At 38.4% G+C, this 15,885-nt stretch carries 26 protein-coding genes; 20 read left to right on the top strand and 6 right to left on the bottom strand.

The window, feature by feature from the left end:
• Positions 1 to 48: 48 nt before the first annotated feature.
• The 6 genes from DK857_RS14415 to DK857_RS14440 all read right to left on the bottom strand — a co-directional run bounded on the left by DK857_RS14415 (position 49) and on the right by DK857_RS14440 (position 5,396).
• The gene (locus DK857_RS14415; RefSeq protein WP_157957611.1) at positions 49 to 909 is read right to left on the bottom strand and encodes a hypothetical protein; all 861 of its coding nucleotides are present in this window, start codon (positions 907 to 909) and stop codon (positions 49 to 51) included.
• Positions 910 to 1,018: 109 nt separating this feature from the next.
• Complete coding sequence (locus DK857_RS14420; RefSeq protein WP_109402527.1) at positions 1,019 to 1,324, bottom strand: hypothetical protein; 306 nt, start codon at positions 1,322 to 1,324, stop codon at positions 1,019 to 1,021.
• 223 nt (positions 1,325 to 1,547) lie between these two features.
• Positions 1,548 to 2,330 (bottom strand): antitermination protein, encoded by a 783-nt coding sequence (locus DK857_RS14425; RefSeq protein WP_109402528.1) that lies wholly within the window; start codon positions 2,328 to 2,330, stop codon positions 1,548 to 1,550.
• Complete coding sequence (locus DK857_RS14430) at positions 2,330 to 3,304, bottom strand: DUF7146 domain-containing protein (protein WP_109402529.1); 975 nt, start codon at positions 3,302 to 3,304, stop codon at positions 2,330 to 2,332. Before DK857_RS14430 ends, DK857_RS14425 begins: the two co-directional genes overlap by 1 nt.
• On the bottom strand, positions 3,301 to 4,866 hold the full coding sequence (locus tag DK857_RS14435) for a DEAD/DEAH box helicase family protein (RefSeq protein WP_109402530.1): 1,566 nt from the start codon (positions 4,864 to 4,866) through the stop codon (positions 3,301 to 3,303). The genes DK857_RS14430 and DK857_RS14435 overlap by 4 nt, the downstream gene beginning before the upstream one ends.
• Before the next feature lie 260 nt (positions 4,867 to 5,126).
• Complete coding sequence (locus DK857_RS14440; RefSeq protein WP_075673914.1) at positions 5,127 to 5,396, bottom strand: hypothetical protein; 270 nt, start codon at positions 5,394 to 5,396, stop codon at positions 5,127 to 5,129.
• Positions 5,397 to 5,691: 295 nt separating this feature from the next.
• Between DK857_RS14440 and DK857_RS14450 the strand changes: the two genes are divergently transcribed.
• The 20 genes from DK857_RS14450 to DK857_RS14540 all read left to right on the top strand — a co-directional run bounded on the left by DK857_RS14450 (position 5,692) and on the right by DK857_RS14540 (position 15,439).
• Positions 5,692 to 6,357 carry a LexA family protein gene (locus DK857_RS14450; RefSeq protein ID WP_109402599.1) on the top strand — a complete coding sequence of 222 codons (666 nt, stop codon included), beginning with the start codon at positions 5,692 to 5,694 and terminating at the stop codon, positions 6,355 to 6,357.
• Between the two features lie 185 nt (positions 6,358 to 6,542).
• A complete protein-coding gene (locus DK857_RS14455) occupies positions 6,543 to 6,932 on the top strand; it encodes a helix-turn-helix domain-containing protein (RefSeq protein ID WP_157957612.1) in 390 nt (129 codons plus the stop codon).
• A gap of 1 nt (position 6,933) precedes the next feature.
• Positions 6,934 to 7,140: a hypothetical protein gene (locus DK857_RS14460; protein ID WP_109402533.1), complete on the top strand. Its 207-nt coding sequence runs from the start codon at positions 6,934 to 6,936 to the stop codon at positions 7,138 to 7,140.
• A 2-nt stretch (positions 7,141 to 7,142) separates the two neighbouring features.
• Entirely contained in the window at positions 7,143 to 7,352 is a 210-nt protein-coding gene (locus DK857_RS14465) for a hypothetical protein (protein ID WP_072065075.1), read from the top strand.
• Entirely contained in the window at positions 7,333 to 7,509 is a 177-nt protein-coding gene (locus tag DK857_RS19270; RefSeq protein WP_167394845.1) for a hypothetical protein, read from the top strand. Before DK857_RS14465 ends, DK857_RS19270 begins: the two co-directional genes overlap by 20 nt.
• Positions 7,499 to 7,903 (top strand): hypothetical protein, encoded by a 405-nt coding sequence (locus tag DK857_RS14470; RefSeq protein WP_109402534.1) that lies wholly within the window; start codon positions 7,499 to 7,501, stop codon positions 7,901 to 7,903. Before DK857_RS19270 ends, DK857_RS14470 begins: the two co-directional genes overlap by 11 nt.
• On the top strand, positions 7,900 to 8,199 hold the full coding sequence (locus DK857_RS14475) for a hypothetical protein (RefSeq protein ID WP_109402535.1): 300 nt from the start codon (positions 7,900 to 7,902) through the stop codon (positions 8,197 to 8,199). The genes DK857_RS14470 and DK857_RS14475 overlap by 4 nt, the downstream gene beginning before the upstream one ends.
• Positions 8,196 to 8,618 carry a hypothetical protein gene (locus DK857_RS14480; protein ID WP_109402536.1) on the top strand — a complete coding sequence of 141 codons (423 nt, stop codon included), beginning with the start codon at positions 8,196 to 8,198 and terminating at the stop codon, positions 8,616 to 8,618. Before DK857_RS14475 ends, DK857_RS14480 begins: the two co-directional genes overlap by 4 nt.
• A 74-nt stretch (positions 8,619 to 8,692) precedes the next feature.
• Complete coding sequence (locus DK857_RS14485; RefSeq protein WP_109402537.1) at positions 8,693 to 9,046, top strand: hypothetical protein; 354 nt, start codon at positions 8,693 to 8,695, stop codon at positions 9,044 to 9,046.
• Positions 9,033 to 9,239: a hypothetical protein gene (locus DK857_RS14490; protein ID WP_109402538.1), complete on the top strand. Its 207-nt coding sequence runs from the start codon at positions 9,033 to 9,035 to the stop codon at positions 9,237 to 9,239. The genes DK857_RS14485 and DK857_RS14490 overlap by 14 nt, the downstream gene beginning before the upstream one ends.
• A complete protein-coding gene (locus tag DK857_RS14495; protein WP_109402539.1) occupies positions 9,236 to 9,712 on the top strand; it encodes a hypothetical protein in 477 nt (158 codons plus the stop codon). Before DK857_RS14490 ends, DK857_RS14495 begins: the two co-directional genes overlap by 4 nt.
• Before the next feature lie 11 nt (positions 9,713 to 9,723).
• Positions 9,724 to 10,422, top strand: a complete 699-nt coding sequence (locus DK857_RS14500) for a Rha family transcriptional regulator (RefSeq protein WP_109402540.1) — start codon at positions 9,724 to 9,726, stop codon at positions 10,420 to 10,422.
• Positions 10,422 to 11,030 (top strand): hypothetical protein, encoded by a 609-nt coding sequence (locus tag DK857_RS14505; RefSeq protein WP_109402541.1) that lies wholly within the window; start codon positions 10,422 to 10,424, stop codon positions 11,028 to 11,030. Before DK857_RS14500 ends, DK857_RS14505 begins: the two co-directional genes overlap by 1 nt.
• Positions 11,030 to 11,257 carry a hypothetical protein gene (locus DK857_RS14510; RefSeq protein WP_109402542.1) on the top strand — a complete coding sequence of 76 codons (228 nt, stop codon included), beginning with the start codon at positions 11,030 to 11,032 and terminating at the stop codon, positions 11,255 to 11,257. Before DK857_RS14505 ends, DK857_RS14510 begins: the two co-directional genes overlap by 1 nt.
• On the top strand, positions 11,254 to 11,505 hold the full coding sequence (locus DK857_RS14515; protein WP_109402543.1) for a hypothetical protein: 252 nt from the start codon (positions 11,254 to 11,256) through the stop codon (positions 11,503 to 11,505). The genes DK857_RS14510 and DK857_RS14515 overlap by 4 nt, the downstream gene beginning before the upstream one ends.
• Positions 11,492 to 11,890 carry a hypothetical protein gene (locus DK857_RS14520; RefSeq protein ID WP_109402544.1) on the top strand — a complete coding sequence of 133 codons (399 nt, stop codon included), beginning with the start codon at positions 11,492 to 11,494 and terminating at the stop codon, positions 11,888 to 11,890. The genes DK857_RS14515 and DK857_RS14520 overlap by 14 nt, the downstream gene beginning before the upstream one ends.
• On the top strand, positions 11,877 to 12,200 hold the full coding sequence (locus tag DK857_RS14525; RefSeq protein ID WP_109402545.1) for a hypothetical protein: 324 nt from the start codon (positions 11,877 to 11,879) through the stop codon (positions 12,198 to 12,200). Before DK857_RS14520 ends, DK857_RS14525 begins: the two co-directional genes overlap by 14 nt.
• Positions 12,190 to 12,399: an excisionase gene (locus DK857_RS14530; RefSeq protein WP_372841976.1), complete on the top strand. Its 210-nt coding sequence runs from the start codon at positions 12,190 to 12,192 to the stop codon at positions 12,397 to 12,399. The genes DK857_RS14525 and DK857_RS14530 overlap by 11 nt, the downstream gene beginning before the upstream one ends.
• The gene (locus DK857_RS14535; RefSeq protein WP_109402546.1) at positions 12,354 to 13,535 is read left to right on the top strand and encodes a site-specific integrase; all 1,182 of its coding nucleotides are present in this window, start codon (positions 12,354 to 12,356) and stop codon (positions 13,533 to 13,535) included. The genes DK857_RS14530 and DK857_RS14535 overlap by 46 nt, the downstream gene beginning before the upstream one ends.
• Before the next feature lie 416 nt (positions 13,536 to 13,951).
• Positions 13,952 to 15,439 carry a site-specific integrase gene (locus DK857_RS14540; protein ID WP_157957613.1) on the top strand — a complete coding sequence of 496 codons (1,488 nt, stop codon included), beginning with the start codon at positions 13,952 to 13,954 and terminating at the stop codon, positions 15,437 to 15,439.
• Positions 15,440 to 15,885 lie beyond the last annotated feature (446 nt).

Here is a 15,885-nt window from a genome sequence, read left to right on the forward strand (position 1 = left end):
TCTGGTTTTAATTGGTTAACACGATAAATTAATCAATTACGCCCTTAGTTACTGCAAAATTATCGTTATGACAGCGGCTTGTTCTGTCGGTGCCATATCACTGCAGATACCAATATCACTGGTTTGTACGACCTCATCTGGCTCAATGAAAATGGATCGAGATCCGGTGTTAAGCTTGTATTCACCATGAACCAAAACCCAGTTTTCTTTTTTTAATGGGTACATGGATTTTTGGGCGGCTATTTTGTTCAAATTGACATTGATCGCATTCAATAATGTATTGTCATTGCCACCGCCGTTAATGTAGCTTTCCATATCTCGATTTATACGACTCAGAATATCAAATCTTTCAGCGCCCACAACAACGTAGGCGTTAGATTCAAAACCTTCACCAGGATCGTCAGAGCGCGTACGTGGCCCAATAAAAATATTCCCCGGAAGCCAGGTATAAAAATCTTGAAATGAGTCAAATGATTCCGGACGTACTTGTCCTCCTGTTCTTGCCAGCCCCAAAGCTTGTGCTTGGGCTAAATTTCCAGTGTTAAGTAAATCATTTTGCAAAGACTGACAGTTCACACCATTACTATTAGCATAGAAGCGCACGTTATTCGCATACGTGTTTAAAAAACCACTTAGATTTCTCAATCGGTTATTCTGTGATACGAGGTTATAAAAGGCAATTAACCGGTTCATTGGAATAATATGGTGTCTTGACATTTGAACCGTATAGTCTGGGCCGCTGCCACTTTGTGTTAGTGCTGTATTGTAATTAGGAAGAGCCGGATAGGGTGTATCAGTTCTTCCATCAATATTGAGATTAAATTGCCCGGCAAAGAACTCACCCGGCTGCGCCATGCATGTTCCGGAAAATAAGAACACCACCATACATATAATTAACTTTATATTCATATAATCACCTGTAGTTTAAAATTAATGCTAAAAAAACAATCCATACCTATCTCATCAATTGTTATCACTGGCCTTTGATTTCAGCCAGTGATTGAGATAAAAATTACTGTTAATTAGTGTTGGAAGCTACAACCGTTGTGATTATACTGCAACCATTTATGCCTACATCTACAGGGGTCTGGAGTAAATAGGCCATATAAAGCAGTTTATTTACATTGTCATCAGCTGACACTATCCAACTGTCGCCACACCCAGAGTTAGAGAATTGGTATAAATACTTTGATTCATTTCCGGAGTCAGCTAAATAATCGGCTTTAATTTGTGTTATTGTTTGGTTGAATGCAGTAGGTTCCGCAGCAAACGCCGAGGCAGTAAAAATTGAAGATAGTAATAACGCTGATAATATTTTTTTCATGTGACTTCTCGCTGTTAATGGATAAAAAAATACTTAATGAAACCATCAGAATGTTCATAGACCCATGAGCATTCTGATAGTTCCTGGTGAATTTTAGACATAAAAAAACCCCGCCGAAGCGAGGTCTTGATAAAATTTAGTGTGGTAAGTAATAAATCGCCCACTATTTAAAGATGATAAGGCAATCTTATTCAAAAAGCAAGCCTACTGTTTGTATAACCAGCTATTTTGTAATTTTATTAAATACTACCTCAGCACTATTTTCTTCAATAAAACACTTACTAATTAACTTCTCATAAAACGGCTTCCAGTTACGTGACCATGTAGGTTGTGTTAGCTCAGGCACTATATGTTTTATCGCTTGATATGCGACTGAAGAAGGCATTCTCTTATAACCACGCCCAGAACAACGGGGGCAATCTTTAAACGCAGGAATACCACCCTGTAATTCCGTTTGTTCTTCATCTAATACTTTACCTCGACCTTTACAACGACAGCGGTAATTTAATTTCCCCTTTCCATTGCACGTTTTGCACAGCTCACCGACATTTTCTTTTTCAGTCCAAGGTTCAATGACGACAGTTCCATCAATGCTTGCTTTCCCTTGGTACTTAACGACATCCTTGCAACTGTAAATTAGTCCTTTGCCTCCACACGCAGAACACTCACACACAGAACCCGCTGAACGAGCGTAATCTTCAAACGCCATCTTAGCGAGGATCACTAAACAGTAACCCAACTTATTTCCCGCCGATTTCGCCACCAGCTTGGGTGTTACTCTAAGTGCGTATTGCGTTAACTGCTCTACGGTGCTGAACTTGTCCTCTTCACTCACGTCATTCTTAGCAAAAAACGCAGACATGCCAAACTTAGCACGTTGTTCTGTCATACCTAGTGCCCCAGCGCTATCCATCCCTTTTAGTCTGTCAGGTGAAGTAGAGCATGAGCTGTCACTGAATGTGGGTGACTTTGGATAAAATTGTTTTAATGCTGACTCTAATTTCATTACGCCACTTCCTTATGTTGTCTTGAAAATACTAACTCTCTTACTTCACAGGCTTCTGTTAGCATGTCATTAAAGTCACCTATATCGGGCCATCTCACACTGACCGTCTCTACATCATTATTAGAAAGTAGATTTTTATGTGCACATTCCATCGCGGCTGCATGACCTGCCGCACTCCAATCCATATCTGTAAAGATAACAAGATGGGTAACACCTTTTGGTGCTTTGAATTTTTTCATGAAGTTAGTATTGATGACCGACCAAGTATTCACACCATAGAGTTGCTTACAAGAAAGTGCTGTCTCGATACCTTCAGCGATGCCAAGTGTGGTATCCACTGGAAACATTCTTATCGCGACAGATTCCGCAGACTTTAAATAGTTAACATCCTGCACTGCTGTCATTTTCTTCACGATATCAAGCGGTGCTTTTTTATTCCCTTGTAAATACGTTCTATGCAAGTAACAAAGCTGTCCTTTTGCATCAGTAGCTAGTGACCAAATAGCTTGAAATTTGTCAGAACTATTACGAACAGGTTGATGTTCACAATAACGGACGTTATCAAGTGGTAACTCAAAAACACCTCGATTCTGCAAATACTGCATGGCAGGTGTATTTTTCAGTATGGGTAATTTTGAATAACAGGCGGTGATACGCTGAAATAAATTCCCTTTTGGTTTCTCTTTTGTTGTTGGTATTTCTTTTTCTCGGTGATTGCCAATCAATACATCAATTTCATCTGCTAATGTTTTAAAGTCTTTACCTTGTGTTCTTTCCAGTAATTGAAAGCCATTTCCCGAACCACACGTACAAATGTAAGTTCCTCGCCCGTCTTTATCGTCAATACGAAACTTTCCTTTTTGCCCGCAGATAGGGCACTTTCCTTTAAAGTGCTTACGCCCCGTTATAGGAGGTAATCCATAATGTGCAAATATTTTTGCCCATAGCCCTTTTACGGCATCAATTGTATTCACAGTAAACCTCCTTGCTGTGGCTGGTGGCTAATTTGAGTACGTAAATTTTGAATATTGACTTGTGCCTTCTTGCGAGACTTAGCAAAGGCGATTTGTTTGTATTTAATAAAGTTGCTCACTTCAGGCGTGATTTCTTGTGGTGTGTTATGAAAACCTTGTGGCCATACACCAAATTTATCTTTGAAAGTATTAGAAACCCAACCATCGCTGATCGGCTTACCCTGTGTCGCACGTTGATTCTGGTAGTATTTCAATTGGGACCACCAGCTTTGCTTGTCTTCTCGGGTGTAAATGCGCTCTTTTTTATTCAGTTTTTTGATGTTTCGGCTAGTATCAACATCGATATCTTCACCAACTAAAGGTTTAAACCCACATTTAGGGCAAACATAAACACCCGCAGGCTTCATGTAGTGGCAAGAAGAACATTCTTTGGGTTTCTTCTCTCGTTTTTCTTGCTCTCGGATAGATGAAGATTCACTCATACCATCATTTTTAGTAGGCAGTTCGTCATATTCAATATCATCGGGATAACCTAAACGGTGAACAGAACCAGAGTGATCGAAAATAAGGCAAGTCTCTTTTCCTGGTGCGGTACGTAATCCCCTTCCAATCGCCTGACACCAGCGAATTTCTGATTTAGTTGGGCGAGCGTAAATAATGCAACGAACATCGCTATCAAAACCGGCAATCAATGTTCCAACACTTACAAGTACCTTCGTCGCACCTTGTTCAAACCGATGGATAATAATTTGACGCTCATCATGTGGCGTATCTGCAGTGATCACCTCGGCATTCACACCTGCACGATTAAATTCGACAGTGACAAAATTGGCATGACTGACTGTGACACAAAAGCAAATCGTAGGGAGATTTCGCCCATTCACAAGCCAGTTATCAACAATATCCCCCACCAAATCAGCACCACTCATAATTTCAGCAATCTCAGCTTCTTTGTAATCACTACCGAACTCAGCGTTGCTGGACGATTTTACTTTTGATAAATCGGGTTTAGTCGGCGCATAGAACTCGTATGAGCTTAAATCACCACGTTTAATTAATTCTTTCATTGTGGTGGGTTTGATCAATGTTTCGTAGTAATGACCAAGGAATGGCGCAAAAGGCGTACCAGATAAGCCTATTACCTTGAATTCGCTTTCTCTGATCACTTCTAATATTTTCTTACGGCGTAAATGTGCTTCATCGATTATTAATAAATCGATGTTGTCTGGAAATTCTCTACGGATAATTGTGTCTGCTGATGCGATTTGAATTAAACGAGTTGGATCATAATTAGGATGATCACGCCATACATAACCAATCTCTTCTGCTGGCAAACCATACTCAATAAAGCGACTGGCTGTTTGATCAATCAAAATGGTGTAAGGAACAAGAAACATTACTCTCATTTCATGCTGAACATGTCCATCAGTAATAAACGCCGCTAACGCCGTTTTTCCGCTTCCTGTTGGGCTATAAATCATGAATGTTCTATTTTGCTTCCATGCCTGACGTAACATCGTCAATCCGCGTTCCTGTGCAAAATTTGGTGTGATTGTTAACATCGGTTTCCTCATCTGAAAATTAGCACTGCCAAAGGAAGGGATTTATTTTTATTTCTTTGGACGTCTAAACGGCTGTTGGCTTTTTAACTCCTATAGAGATCTATATTTAAGATCTACTCACTCCCTTGGCTGTGCCTTCCCTAACACCCCTTTCAAAGATCACCCCCCTTTCCCCCCTAGAAAGTTTTCCCCTCTTCCCCAGAAAACAATCTAGACGGCTAAACGTCTTAACTTCCAATGCCTCCTAAATTTAATTACTGCTAAATCGATAACGGCTTTGCTGTGTACCCTTGCATTGCTCTCTGATAACGCTTTATGAATTCTCTCAATCTGACGTTAGCCTCATGACGAGCTTTGTTGTCTTTACGGTAGGGAACTTGTTCTCGTTCCCATTCCGTTTGATACACTTCTGAATATTTAACTAATGCCTTTTGCCTCATACTTGGGCTTAACTTCGTAAGTTGTTCCTGAATCCACTTAGCATCATCAGGGAAGTAATGCTCAGGCATCGGCATGTTGATTTGGTGCATGAGAGTTATCCATCGAGTAAATGTCAGGTCTTAAATCACTTTTCCGAATTTGGCCTTTTGAATTTATTTCAATAAGTTTGCACATCTTGTACCCAGGTTTTTTATGTCCAGAAAAAACCAATCTCAAATAACCGACTGACGATTCACACTTGGAAGCGAAGTTTAGTTTTTCTTCATTTGATAATTTTTTCCAAAAGTCGTACATTAATTTGTACCTCCTAGGTACATTATGCACATTAAAAATGTACCTGCAAGAAACTTGTAACTTGAAGGTACATAAGATTAAATCATGAACATGAAAACTATCGATCAGATCAGGGCAGAGAATGCCAGAAAACTAAGGGACTCCGTGGGTGGAAATGCAGCGTTTGCAACGCACATTGATCGCGAGCCAACTCAAGTCAGTCGTTTAATTGGAATAAACCCAACTAAAAAAATTGGCAACATAATGGCTCGCCATATTGAAAAGTGTTTTGGTTTACCTAAAGCCTGGTTAGATCAGGAGCATGGAGATAACAAAACCAACCCACCGGAAATAAAGTCCCCTGTAAAAGAATCTAAAATCAGATTAGTCCCTTTACTAACATGGGTGCAGGCTGGAGCTTGGACTGAATGTGAACCAATTGATATCGATGAGGATTTTATAAAGAAATATCCGTGCCCCGTACCATGTAGCGAAAGGACATTTGCCCTAAGCGTTGTAGGTGAATCTATGTACCCAGAATACATGCCTGGTGAAATTATTTTTGTTGATCCAGAGGTTCCCGCACTTACTGGCGATGACGTTGTAGCAATGCTTGTAGATACAGGACAAACAACATTTAAGCGTCTTATTGATGATGGGTATTCAAAGATGCTAAAGGCACTTAACCCAAACTGGCCAAATCAATACATTCCTATCAATGGGAACTGTAATTTAATGGGTACCGTCATTTTCTCTGGACGAGCAAGGAAAAAATAAACTTTTAAATATCATTTAATTAACCCTTTTTTTAATAAAAGGGTTTTTTTATACTTGACTATGTACCTAAATGGTACATAATAAAAATCAAATTAACCAACCGGGTACATAAAATGGATATTAATAGCTTGTTGTTAAAATCTAAACAACTAACATCTCAAATGACTGGAGTTTATGAGCTTTCCATGTCTGGTTTTTCTCATGCAGATCTAACTGAAATGGTTGGAGTGGCACTAAATCTTTGCTCATCTCTGCATAATGATATTCAAAACAACATTGACGAGCTGAAAAACACAGGTAAGCCAACAGTAAACAATTACTATCAACAAGCCTGCATTGAGTTTGCAGAACGCCTAAAGGTGGCTTTGTATCAATCAGGGGTGACTCAGGCTGAGTTAGCAGGGTGCATAGGGGTATCTCAAGGTGTTGTAAGTAACATCATCAATGCGAAAGGTAAAAAGCCAACTAAATATGCATTTCAAATAGCCCAAGCACTTGGCGTTAACTATCAATGGTTACGTTACGGTGCAGGCGAAATGACAGATTTTTGCACCTCAAAAACAGAGGAGTTATAAGATGACCATCCTACATTCTACTGCAATCCCTAATTTACCGAAACCTGACGTACATACAGGCGTAATATTACCTATGTTCTTGTTTCGTTTCTGGACTAAAACTGAGAATCCAGAGAAAAAAGAAGTTATGGCTACCAGTGCAGAACAAGCTAAAGAGTTACTCGGTAGCAATGTTGTTTTCTCTGCTCAATTTCCTTGCGAGGCTTAATTATGGCTCACGAACTCAACTTAGAATCTGTTGCAAAAAAAAGCTCTCAATTAAATGCACTGTTATTTCAACTAAATAATCTTCGAATTCCTGAAAGCCCTGATGTTGAAACTTTAATAGAACTAGCGCATGAATTATCTGGTGATGTTGTTAACTGGATTCTTGAAGAAAATGCTCAGAGAGATAATGATCATGGCAAAAGAAATAATTAATGTAGATAGCGGAAAAATGCCAGATACATTACATCGAGTAAAAGCATTCTTAATTTTAGCTCAGTTTCTTTCTCGTAATAGCGAAGAGCGAGCAATTCAACTTAGCTTATTATCTCAAGCAGAAGATGAAATCGATGAGGTTTTAAATGATGAATAACACTAAGTTAAAAGAATCCGCTTGTGATGAATTACTTTATGCAACTTCTATTTTAAATCTCATTATCAATGATAACGTAACACCTAGCGATAATATGTTTAATGCGATTGAATCAGCAGTAGCCAATATAGAAAGAGCTAAAGAAAGTGTATCGAATATTAATACTGATAAATCACCAAAGCCTATCGGTGAAATTAAAATCAGTGATAACGATACAATTGAAACGGCTGTCGGGTGTATTTTAAACACATTAGAAACTGCAATTAATTTAAAAGTAGCTGAAGAAAGTGGTCACATTAAAAATTACGACATTCAAATTACAAATTTAATCCAATCAGCAAAATTAAATTTAGAAACCGTTTATGAAAAAGTAAGTTTCACGGAGGCGCAATGAATATCGATGAATTAATTGTTCTTCCTGATTTAAACAAATTATCGGAAGGCGAGTTGGGAAAATTAAGAGCAAACTTAGACTTATCTATTGATTCACTCATTACAGGAATGAAGGTATTCGGCGATTTTATGTTTTGGGCTGGTGCTAATGAAAATTATCCCAATGGTAAAGATCATCTTGGTGATGTGGGATTATTTTTAAGCCAAGTGTCATTATTGATATCAATATTAAATGACAAACTTGGTGGAATTGAATACGAAATATCAAATCGAAAAATAAAAGGAACACGGGAATGAATAACCAACACGAAGCTATTGAGAAAGCAACTGATAATCAAATTACTATTGCTATGCGCCCTGTTTATATTATTTCAGGTGCTAATCGTGCTTACTTAAGTGAGCGTTCAGCATTAAATAAGCTAGCAAATATTCTCACCGAGCGTGAACTTCATAAGGAAGGCATTGAGACTAACTATGAAGGTGAACAATGCGAACTTGAAAATGGCACAATCGCTTTTAAGCGTGGCGAACCTACCGAACACTTTATGGATCGCAAGGAAGCTAAACTAACCGAACTCCAAGAGCGATTAAAGCAAGAGCGTAATATTGAACGATTACAAAAAGAATATGCTAAAGCTGTCGCTAAATATGATGATGCAGAAAAAGAAGCTGATAGACTATATTACGAATTAAATAATGCTTTAACCAATAAATAAATCATCCACTAAATAAAAATTAATTATAGCGTTCATGCTAGGGATTGCTGCGCTCTAAATCAGGAGTAAGCAACATGGACAAAATTAATTTACTTGAAATAAGAAGAAAGCGTTTTATCAACTCAGTGCTTATTTATATTAAACAAAATGGAAAGAAAGCTGAGTTTAAATCAAAGTTAAATAATAAAACTGTTATTACAGAAATTAGCTTTGAAAATTTAAATAATTTCTTCCGTGATGTCTATGAAGAAAAAGATTGCCGTCAACGTTGTAAGTGGAGTGATAAAGATATCTATAACACCTATGAGCGTTTATATAAATCTAACGGCTCTATTTCTGAAATGGGTAAATTCATGATTGATTATATTGTTGAGTATTTACCTCCTTACTTAAATGGAGAGGAATATAAATATCATGACGTATTCTGAATTCATGAAAAAAGGTAAGCAATTAGAGGGGAAAGGATTTTATAGACGCGCACTAGAGCAATATAACCAAGCTTTTATTATCGCAGATCCACCAGCTAAAGGCGCAATGAGTTATCAACAAAAAATAAGTAATCAATCATCTAAGCGTTGTTTAGATAAAGCAAAAATTAAAGTGACGGAGAGTTATTTATGAATACTAAAAAAATGACACCAGATGAAATCATCGAATATTTAAAAGAAAAAGGTTTCCCAGCCTCTTTATTAGATAAAGAAGCCATTAAGTCAAATCGTAAATTAACACCAGAAGAACAAGAGATATTTGTTAAGTACATTGTTGATAATTTAAGAACACTTGAAGCAAATAAATATTTAATCTCCTGCGCAATGCGATTCGGCCCTGGTCTTAATGAGCAATTTTCGTTTAGACACAAAAACATTGTTGTCGATTTAGATTTAAAAATTGTCGAGAAGCTACTCATTGTAAAAGTTGAGTCAGTCATTCTCGATCAATCAGATGATGGCGTATTCGCTCTGTTCCGTTTTTACGAAGGCAATAAAGCAAAAGGCGAAGAAGGTGATAAGTGGATGCAAGACATGCTTGATCAACTACTCATCAATAGCGCCACTTTGCTTATCTCACAAGGTAAAAGTCAGTTAATACACTAAGGGTAGTTAATATGAATAATTTAATTAGCACCAATGCGTCAATGACCTCGAAAGAGATCGCTGAGTTAGTTGGTAGCCGTGAAGATAATGTAAAAAGAACTATTGAAAGACTAGCTAATAGCGGTGTTATTTCCCAACCTCCGACGGAGGATGGGATTAAATCAGCCAATGGCGTAATACCAAAACATTATGTTTTTTCAGGTGAGAAAGGAAAACGAGATAGCATCATTGTAGTGGCCCAACTCTACCCTGAATTTACAGCTCGGTTAGTTGATCGCTGGAAAGAACTTGAAGATGAACGAGTCAAGCCAAAATCACAGGCAGAAATTATTGCTGCTATGGCGCTGGCTAACTTAGAAAGCGAACGCCGTATATCTCATGTAGAGCAAAAAGTTGAACAAGTGAATGAAGTCGTTGAGCAAATAAAACAAGGAACCATCCCTGCTGGCTGGATTGGGTACTCTCTAGCGAGAACTAAATCAGGTATGACGATTGATAAATGCAAGACGCTTGCCAAGCAATACAGCGTCCGAAAAGACCAAATAACCATTCTTACGCCCGAAGGTATGCCTAGACCTATGGCCATTATTCATGAGGCTGACTTCATGGTGGCAATGAAACTCATGATGGGTGAAGCAGAAAAACGCGGCACTCGTTGGTATCACCCGAAAATGGGATTGTTTCAGGCAATTGGCTGGGAGGATAAATAATGAAAGTAAAATTACCACTCACTGATGCTGACTTAATCCGCGCTGCTTTAGCCTTAATATCCGCGAATGATGATCCGCGCATAGTCACAAAGGTTGTTCACATTAATAACCTATACATAGAAGCAACTAACGGGCATGCATTAATTAAAATGAAACATAATGCAGAGTTCAACCAGGATATTGCTGTTCAGTTTGTATATTCAGTACCTGATGAGGCTGAGTTTCTTGATATCAATAGCCATGATGATGGAAGCCACACTGTTACCTATTACCGTTATGATCAAGATAAGGAATTTAGGCCATTTGAGAAGTCAGAATTAATTCTCATGCGAGGGAGTTACCCCAATTTTGGCGACTTGCTGGACCGAAAATATAAAAAAGGAAAAACACCTTATATAGCATCAGTCTATTTAGCTCTTCCTTATTTAATGTTTGGCAGAGGTAGCGTGGATATTTTGCCTAGCGAAGACGAGCTATCCGTGATGTTTGCCATGGATGCCTTAACATCGGAAATGTATGGAGAGCCTATCCTAATCGCCATGTCCATGAAAAAAGATGTCCACAAATTATCTCAATCCTTACGAGACCAAATCATAGGGAATGACTAATGAAAATTGAATACATCCCCAGTGAAGCGGGAAGCGTGGCAAAAGTGGTTATTTTTTCCTTCATCACTGAACGCAGAAGACTAAATCGGTTAGTTGATCTGGCATTACTTTTTACCCCTGTTCACGAGAGCACTACCGGGTTCTTTTTTCGCACCACCACTATTTATGGAAAATCGAACCACGTTCTACGTGCATATAAGCTCATCTGCAAGGAGGCAAACCAGTGATTGAGAGGAACAATACTGATTATGAGATTAATGAATATGACGATCCGCTTATTAAAGCCATTCACCATTTTGATGATGGTTGCTGTTACGTCGAACCTTATCTTCATGACTTAAATTTTAGGCGGTTTATCCATGACGGGGTATATAAGCCCCGCCCTAACCCTAAACAAATTACTAAGCCAAAGTTAACACCGACCATTAAAAAGAAAAAACGTAAATCGAAAGGAGCTCGCCATGCTGAAATTTGATAAAGATAACCGCTTAATTTTAGATGAACTAAAAATACTTGAAGACTATCTGAGAGCTTTGGCTTATTGCAATTCTTCTATTATGCGTATTGATGCCAGTTTAGATAGACACCAAGAAAGTGACTCAGATTGGGCGATACGTGCAAGAACAGCTCGTAAATATTTGAACTGGCAACGTAGAGCGATTTGCGATCAGCTGGCTATCTTAAAACGCCAACGTAAAGAGGTCGATTATTCACGCCGAATACTCAGAAATGAAATTTTAGTTGCTGAACTTAAAAAGCTCATTACTCACGAAGAGTTTATGCAACTTGTTAATAAGGCCGAAACAGAAGCTAGCGCGCAATTAGTCTCTGTCTTGGAGGTAGATCATGACTACGACTGATCCTGTTTTAATTAAATTAATTTCAGACAACATTGCTGATCCTGGTGACATAACAGATGCAATTTGGAAAGCCGGTTATCGTAAAACAGATTTTACCACTGAGCAGATCATTGATATTACGGTGAGCATGACCGGTGATTCTATTTATTTAAAATTACCTCATGACAATTTGCCTAAGACATTGGATGACATTAGCAAATATCATTTAAACGATATCATTTTTGATGCTCATTGGGATAACCCGCCAGCAATTATCGCACAGGCTATTATGGAGAGCGGGTATAGGAAGGGAGGTAATGATGCTATATGAATGTTTACCCATTTCGGCATATTGCAATTTATATGGAGAAACACCTGAAGCCATTAACAAACGCTTACAAAGACAATTTTGGATTGAAGGTGTGCATGTCTTAAAAGTGGAAGGCTCAAAAGAACGATGGATCGATATTGCAGAGGTGAACAAATGGGCTCGCAAAAACAAGCAGAATACTCATTACCAAGAGGAGTAACTGTTCGTAATAATAAAACCAAACAAACTATTGTCATCACGTTTACCTATAAAGGGGTTCTCTGTAGAGAGCCCTTGTCTAGACTAACTGTTGATAATAAGAATATAAAATATGCTGAAAGATTACTGGCTGAAATCCAAAATAATATTGAACGATCAACTTTTAGCTATGCGAAGTATTTCCCTGAATCTAAAAAACTCCCATTATTTGGGGTTAATAATAAAATAAAAACCATTATTGATTATTTAGATGAGTATCTCGTTATATGTGAGACAAGAAATTTATCGCCATCAACTATTGGTGGGTATAAAAAATGCAAGAGCGCCTTATCTGACCTACATAAATTACAAGTAACATCATTAACACCTGCGATCGTGAAAAATTGGATACAAAAACAATCTACATCATTAAAAACGATACGGAATCAGCTTTCATTTTTACGAAGTGCAATAGATGAAGCAATTACTGATGGGGCAATATCTATTAACCCTGTTAGTTTAGTTTCAGCTTCTCGGTATCAATCAAAAGGTGGCACCACAGAAAGTAGTTATATTGTTGATCCACTATCACCAAAAGAAGTGTCTGCACTACTTCTTGCCGCTAAATATGAGCAATGGAAAAACTTATTTAGGTTCGCGATTAATACGGGATTACGAAGCTCTGAACTATGTGCCTTAAAGTGGAGTGATATAGATTTCATTGAGCGCACAGCCCACGTTCAATCAGCAAGTGTTGTAGGCGTTATCAAAGAAACAAAAACTAAAGCTGGAACAAGGAAGGTTGAGCTAAACGATGAGGCCATGAAAGCACTTAATGAACAAAAACAATTTACGTTTATGAAAGATGTTGTCATTTTTGAAGATCCTAAAACTAATCAAGCTTGGGCTAGTGCTGATGCAATTAGAAAAAAAGCATGGGTTCCAACATTAAAGAAAGCTGGCGTAAGGTATAGAAACCCCTATCAAACAAGACATACGTTCGCCACCCGAAATATTAGCCAAGGAGTTAATCTGTTTTGGCTCGCAGGGCAAATGGGGCATAAGGGTCCTGAAATGCTGTTTAGGCATTATGGATCTTATCTAAAAGAATATGACGGCAATACAACAAAACAAGGGAAAGTAATTAACTCTAAGTAGTCTACACATAGACAGTACAGTGACTACGAAATGCACGCGGAATGCACGCCATACAAATGGTGTATAAATAGTCATTAAAAATCAAACAACTAGAACTATTCAGATGCGGGTTCAACTCCCGCCAGCTCCACCACTATCTAACGACCTGATTCTTAACAAGTTTCAGGTCGTTTTTCTTTCTATCATGTCGAAATTGTGCCGCAGGAATGTACCGCATGACGACATTAAAACTCCCCCACTACCTTTACCAACGTGCTAATACGTGGTGGTTTCGTAAAACCATCCCGACTGTAAACGCTCGCCATGACATCCGGCTGAGCCTCAAAACAAAGCAACTGCATGCAGCCCGATCATTAGCCTTAATCCTCAATAGTCAATATAATCACTGGAAAGCCCAATATTCAGGAAGCCCGAAAATGACCAAGGAACACATTGCCTTTTTTCAGCAGCAACTCAAGTTATTAGTCAACAGATGGTGGCAGCGTGAAATGGATGATTTTCATGGCAACCTTGATAAGGGAATTGATGAGCTCAATGATTTACAGCACGTCGCAACGGGGCTTATTGAGTTTCATCACAAGCGTATTATTAAAAAAGAGTATCGAGATAATGCCAAAAACCAGAGAATAGCTGCCACGTTATTAGATGAAATCCAAGAGCAACAATCGGATATCACCTCTAACTTAACCGAACAAGACTATCAGCAACTGGCTCTTATGGTTGACCAAGCGTCTTTGCAGCACTATCAACGACTCAATACGTATTTATCAAACCCAACACCAGACTGGTTAAACGCACCCACAACCTTTGAGGTTGAATCAATCATTGATGATAAACCACGTTACCCCCTATCTAAACTGATTAGCGAATATCAAGAAGAAAGCCAGCAAAAAGGACACAGTCAAAAGACCCAAAATAAGTATGCTCAATGCCTCGCCTTAGCAATTAGCTACTTTGGTGATGTGCTTGTTGATACGATCACACCCGAGCAAGGCAGACATTTTCGAGAGTGCTTAAAGACATTTCCTCTTGGGATTAAAACAAAAGAGATGCTGGCACAGCCACTGAGTGAAATCATAAAAAAACACCCACACGCTCAAACCATATCGGTAGAAACAGCGAATTCACACCTGCAAAAAGTGTCCCAGTTTTTTGATTGGATAGTGTCCTTAGGGTATTTAACCCACAATCCTATCCCTCAAGAGCCGCTTCCGGCTCCACGGGTTAACCATAAAGACGATAGAGCCGTCATCACTGACGAGGAAGCTATACAAGTTTTTCAGCATCCCCTGTTTACGATGCATCAAGGCGTCAAAACCAAAAAGATACAGCAGCCTTACCATTTTTGGTTACCGCTATTGTGTTTATTTACGGGTATGCGCCCCGGTGAAGCTTGCCAGTTATTCACTAATGACATTGAAAAGGTGAATGACATTTGGTGTATTCGTGTGGATAACCGATATGAAAAACAGCGGTTGAAAACACCAAATGCCAAACGCTACATCCCAATCCATCAACAACTTATTGATTTAGGCTTCTTAGTATTTGTGAAAGATAAGGCAGGCACACACCGTGAAGATACACGCCTGTTCCCTGAAATTATGCTCATTCAAGACTCTTTTGCTACCAAGCCGGGTGAATGGTTCAACCGTAATTTACGAGACCGACAATCGCTTCCTGAGCACGTCACGCTCTATAGCTTTCGGCATTACTTTAGAGATAAGCTACTCGCCCTACATCCGTCTGATGAATATTTGAATAAGATTATGGGGCACCAAACCAGTTCTTACGGTAAAGCCTTACCAAAGGAACAACAAGCCATGCATGAACTCGTGAACAAAGTCGATTTTTCTACCATTATTGTTCAGGTAAAGCCTTATGAAACGTTGGATATCTTCCACTAATAGTGGATAATAAGCCGATAGACTGCTTTGCTTTTCTTACAAACTTCAGCCTTAAGATGCTCTTGATTGTTTAAATGAAATATTTCAATCGCATGACATAGTGAAACTGACAAAAAAATAACAACAATATTATATTAATCAATGAATTATATAGATTTAGACATATTCAGTAAATAGTTAGGGATGAACAATGAAAAACGAGTACACATTTGATAACGTTCAATTGATAAAAGCATCCAATGAGATCCGCGTACTGGCTCTAAACTCTACCACAAAAATAGAATATCTCTTATCAGTTAATGATATTTTAGAGTTGTCAGAAAATAGCACTAGCTGCATTTTTACAATTAATAGTAGGGGCGCATATCTGCAATACAAAGGAGATCAACCAAAAGTAATGTATGAAAAAACATCAAAACTACTATTAGAAATGAACTGGAGAAACA

This window comes from Proteus terrae, from assembly GCF_003144325.1.
Taxonomy (GTDB): domain Bacteria; phylum Pseudomonadota; class Gammaproteobacteria; order Enterobacterales; family Enterobacteriaceae; genus Proteus; species Proteus terrae.

Bases quoted from the DNA above. Each gene is read 5' to 3' on its own strand.
- DK857_RS14455 (WP_157957612.1), top strand. From the start codon at position 6,543: ATGTCTGGTTTTTCTCATGCAGATCTAACTGAAATGGTTGGAGTGGCA.
- DK857_RS19270 (WP_167394845.1), top strand. From the start codon at position 7,333: ATGGCAAAAGAAATAATTAATGTAGATAGCGGAAAAATGCCAGATACA.
- DK857_RS14415 (WP_157957611.1), bottom strand. From the start codon at position 909: ATGAATATAAAGTTAATTATATGTATGGTGGTGTTCTTATTTTCCGGA.
- DK857_RS14425 (WP_109402528.1), bottom strand. From the start codon at position 2,330: ATGAAATTAGAGTCAGCATTAAAACAATTTTATCCAAAGTCACCCACA.
- DK857_RS14480 (WP_109402536.1), top strand. From the start codon at position 8,196: ATGAATAACCAACACGAAGCTATTGAGAAAGCAACTGATAATCAAATT.
- DK857_RS14460 (WP_109402533.1), top strand. From the start codon at position 6,934: ATGACCATCCTACATTCTACTGCAATCCCTAATTTACCGAAACCTGAC.
- DK857_RS14530 (WP_372841976.1), top strand. From the start codon at position 12,190: ATGCTATATGAATGTTTACCCATTTCGGCATATTGCAATTTATATGGA.
- DK857_RS14420 (WP_109402527.1), bottom strand. From the start codon at position 1,324: ATGAAAAAAATATTATCAGCGTTATTACTATCTTCAATTTTTACTGCC.
- DK857_RS14465 (WP_072065075.1), top strand. From the start codon at position 7,143: ATGGCTCACGAACTCAACTTAGAATCTGTTGCAAAAAAAAGCTCTCAA.
- DK857_RS14490 (WP_109402538.1), top strand. From the start codon at position 9,033: ATGACGTATTCTGAATTCATGAAAAAAGGTAAGCAATTAGAGGGGAAA.
- DK857_RS14525 (WP_109402545.1), top strand. From the start codon at position 11,877: ATGACTACGACTGATCCTGTTTTAATTAAATTAATTTCAGACAACATT.
- DK857_RS14475 (WP_109402535.1), top strand. From the start codon at position 7,900: ATGAATATCGATGAATTAATTGTTCTTCCTGATTTAAACAAATTATCG.
- DK857_RS14435 (WP_109402530.1), bottom strand. From the start codon at position 4,866: ATGTTAACAATCACACCAAATTTTGCACAGGAACGCGGATTGACGATG.
- DK857_RS14450 (WP_109402599.1), top strand. From the start codon at position 5,692: ATGAAAACTATCGATCAGATCAGGGCAGAGAATGCCAGAAAACTAAGG.
- DK857_RS14540 (WP_157957613.1), top strand. From the start codon at position 13,952: ATGACCAAGGAACACATTGCCTTTTTTCAGCAGCAACTCAAGTTATTA.
- DK857_RS14495 (WP_109402539.1), top strand. From the start codon at position 9,236: ATGAATACTAAAAAAATGACACCAGATGAAATCATCGAATATTTAAAA.
- DK857_RS14505 (WP_109402541.1), top strand. From the start codon at position 10,422: ATGAAAGTAAAATTACCACTCACTGATGCTGACTTAATCCGCGCTGCT.
- DK857_RS14535 (WP_109402546.1), top strand. From the start codon at position 12,354: ATGGGCTCGCAAAAACAAGCAGAATACTCATTACCAAGAGGAGTAACT.
- DK857_RS14510 (WP_109402542.1), top strand. From the start codon at position 11,030: ATGAAAATTGAATACATCCCCAGTGAAGCGGGAAGCGTGGCAAAAGTG.
- DK857_RS14440 (WP_075673914.1), bottom strand. From the start codon at position 5,396: ATGCACCAAATCAACATGCCGATGCCTGAGCATTACTTCCCTGATGAT.
- DK857_RS14520 (WP_109402544.1), top strand. From the start codon at position 11,492: ATGCTGAAATTTGATAAAGATAACCGCTTAATTTTAGATGAACTAAAA.
- DK857_RS14470 (WP_109402534.1), top strand. From the start codon at position 7,499: ATGATGAATAACACTAAGTTAAAAGAATCCGCTTGTGATGAATTACTT.
- DK857_RS14485 (WP_109402537.1), top strand. From the start codon at position 8,693: ATGGACAAAATTAATTTACTTGAAATAAGAAGAAAGCGTTTTATCAAC.
- DK857_RS14500 (WP_109402540.1), top strand. From the start codon at position 9,724: ATGAATAATTTAATTAGCACCAATGCGTCAATGACCTCGAAAGAGATC.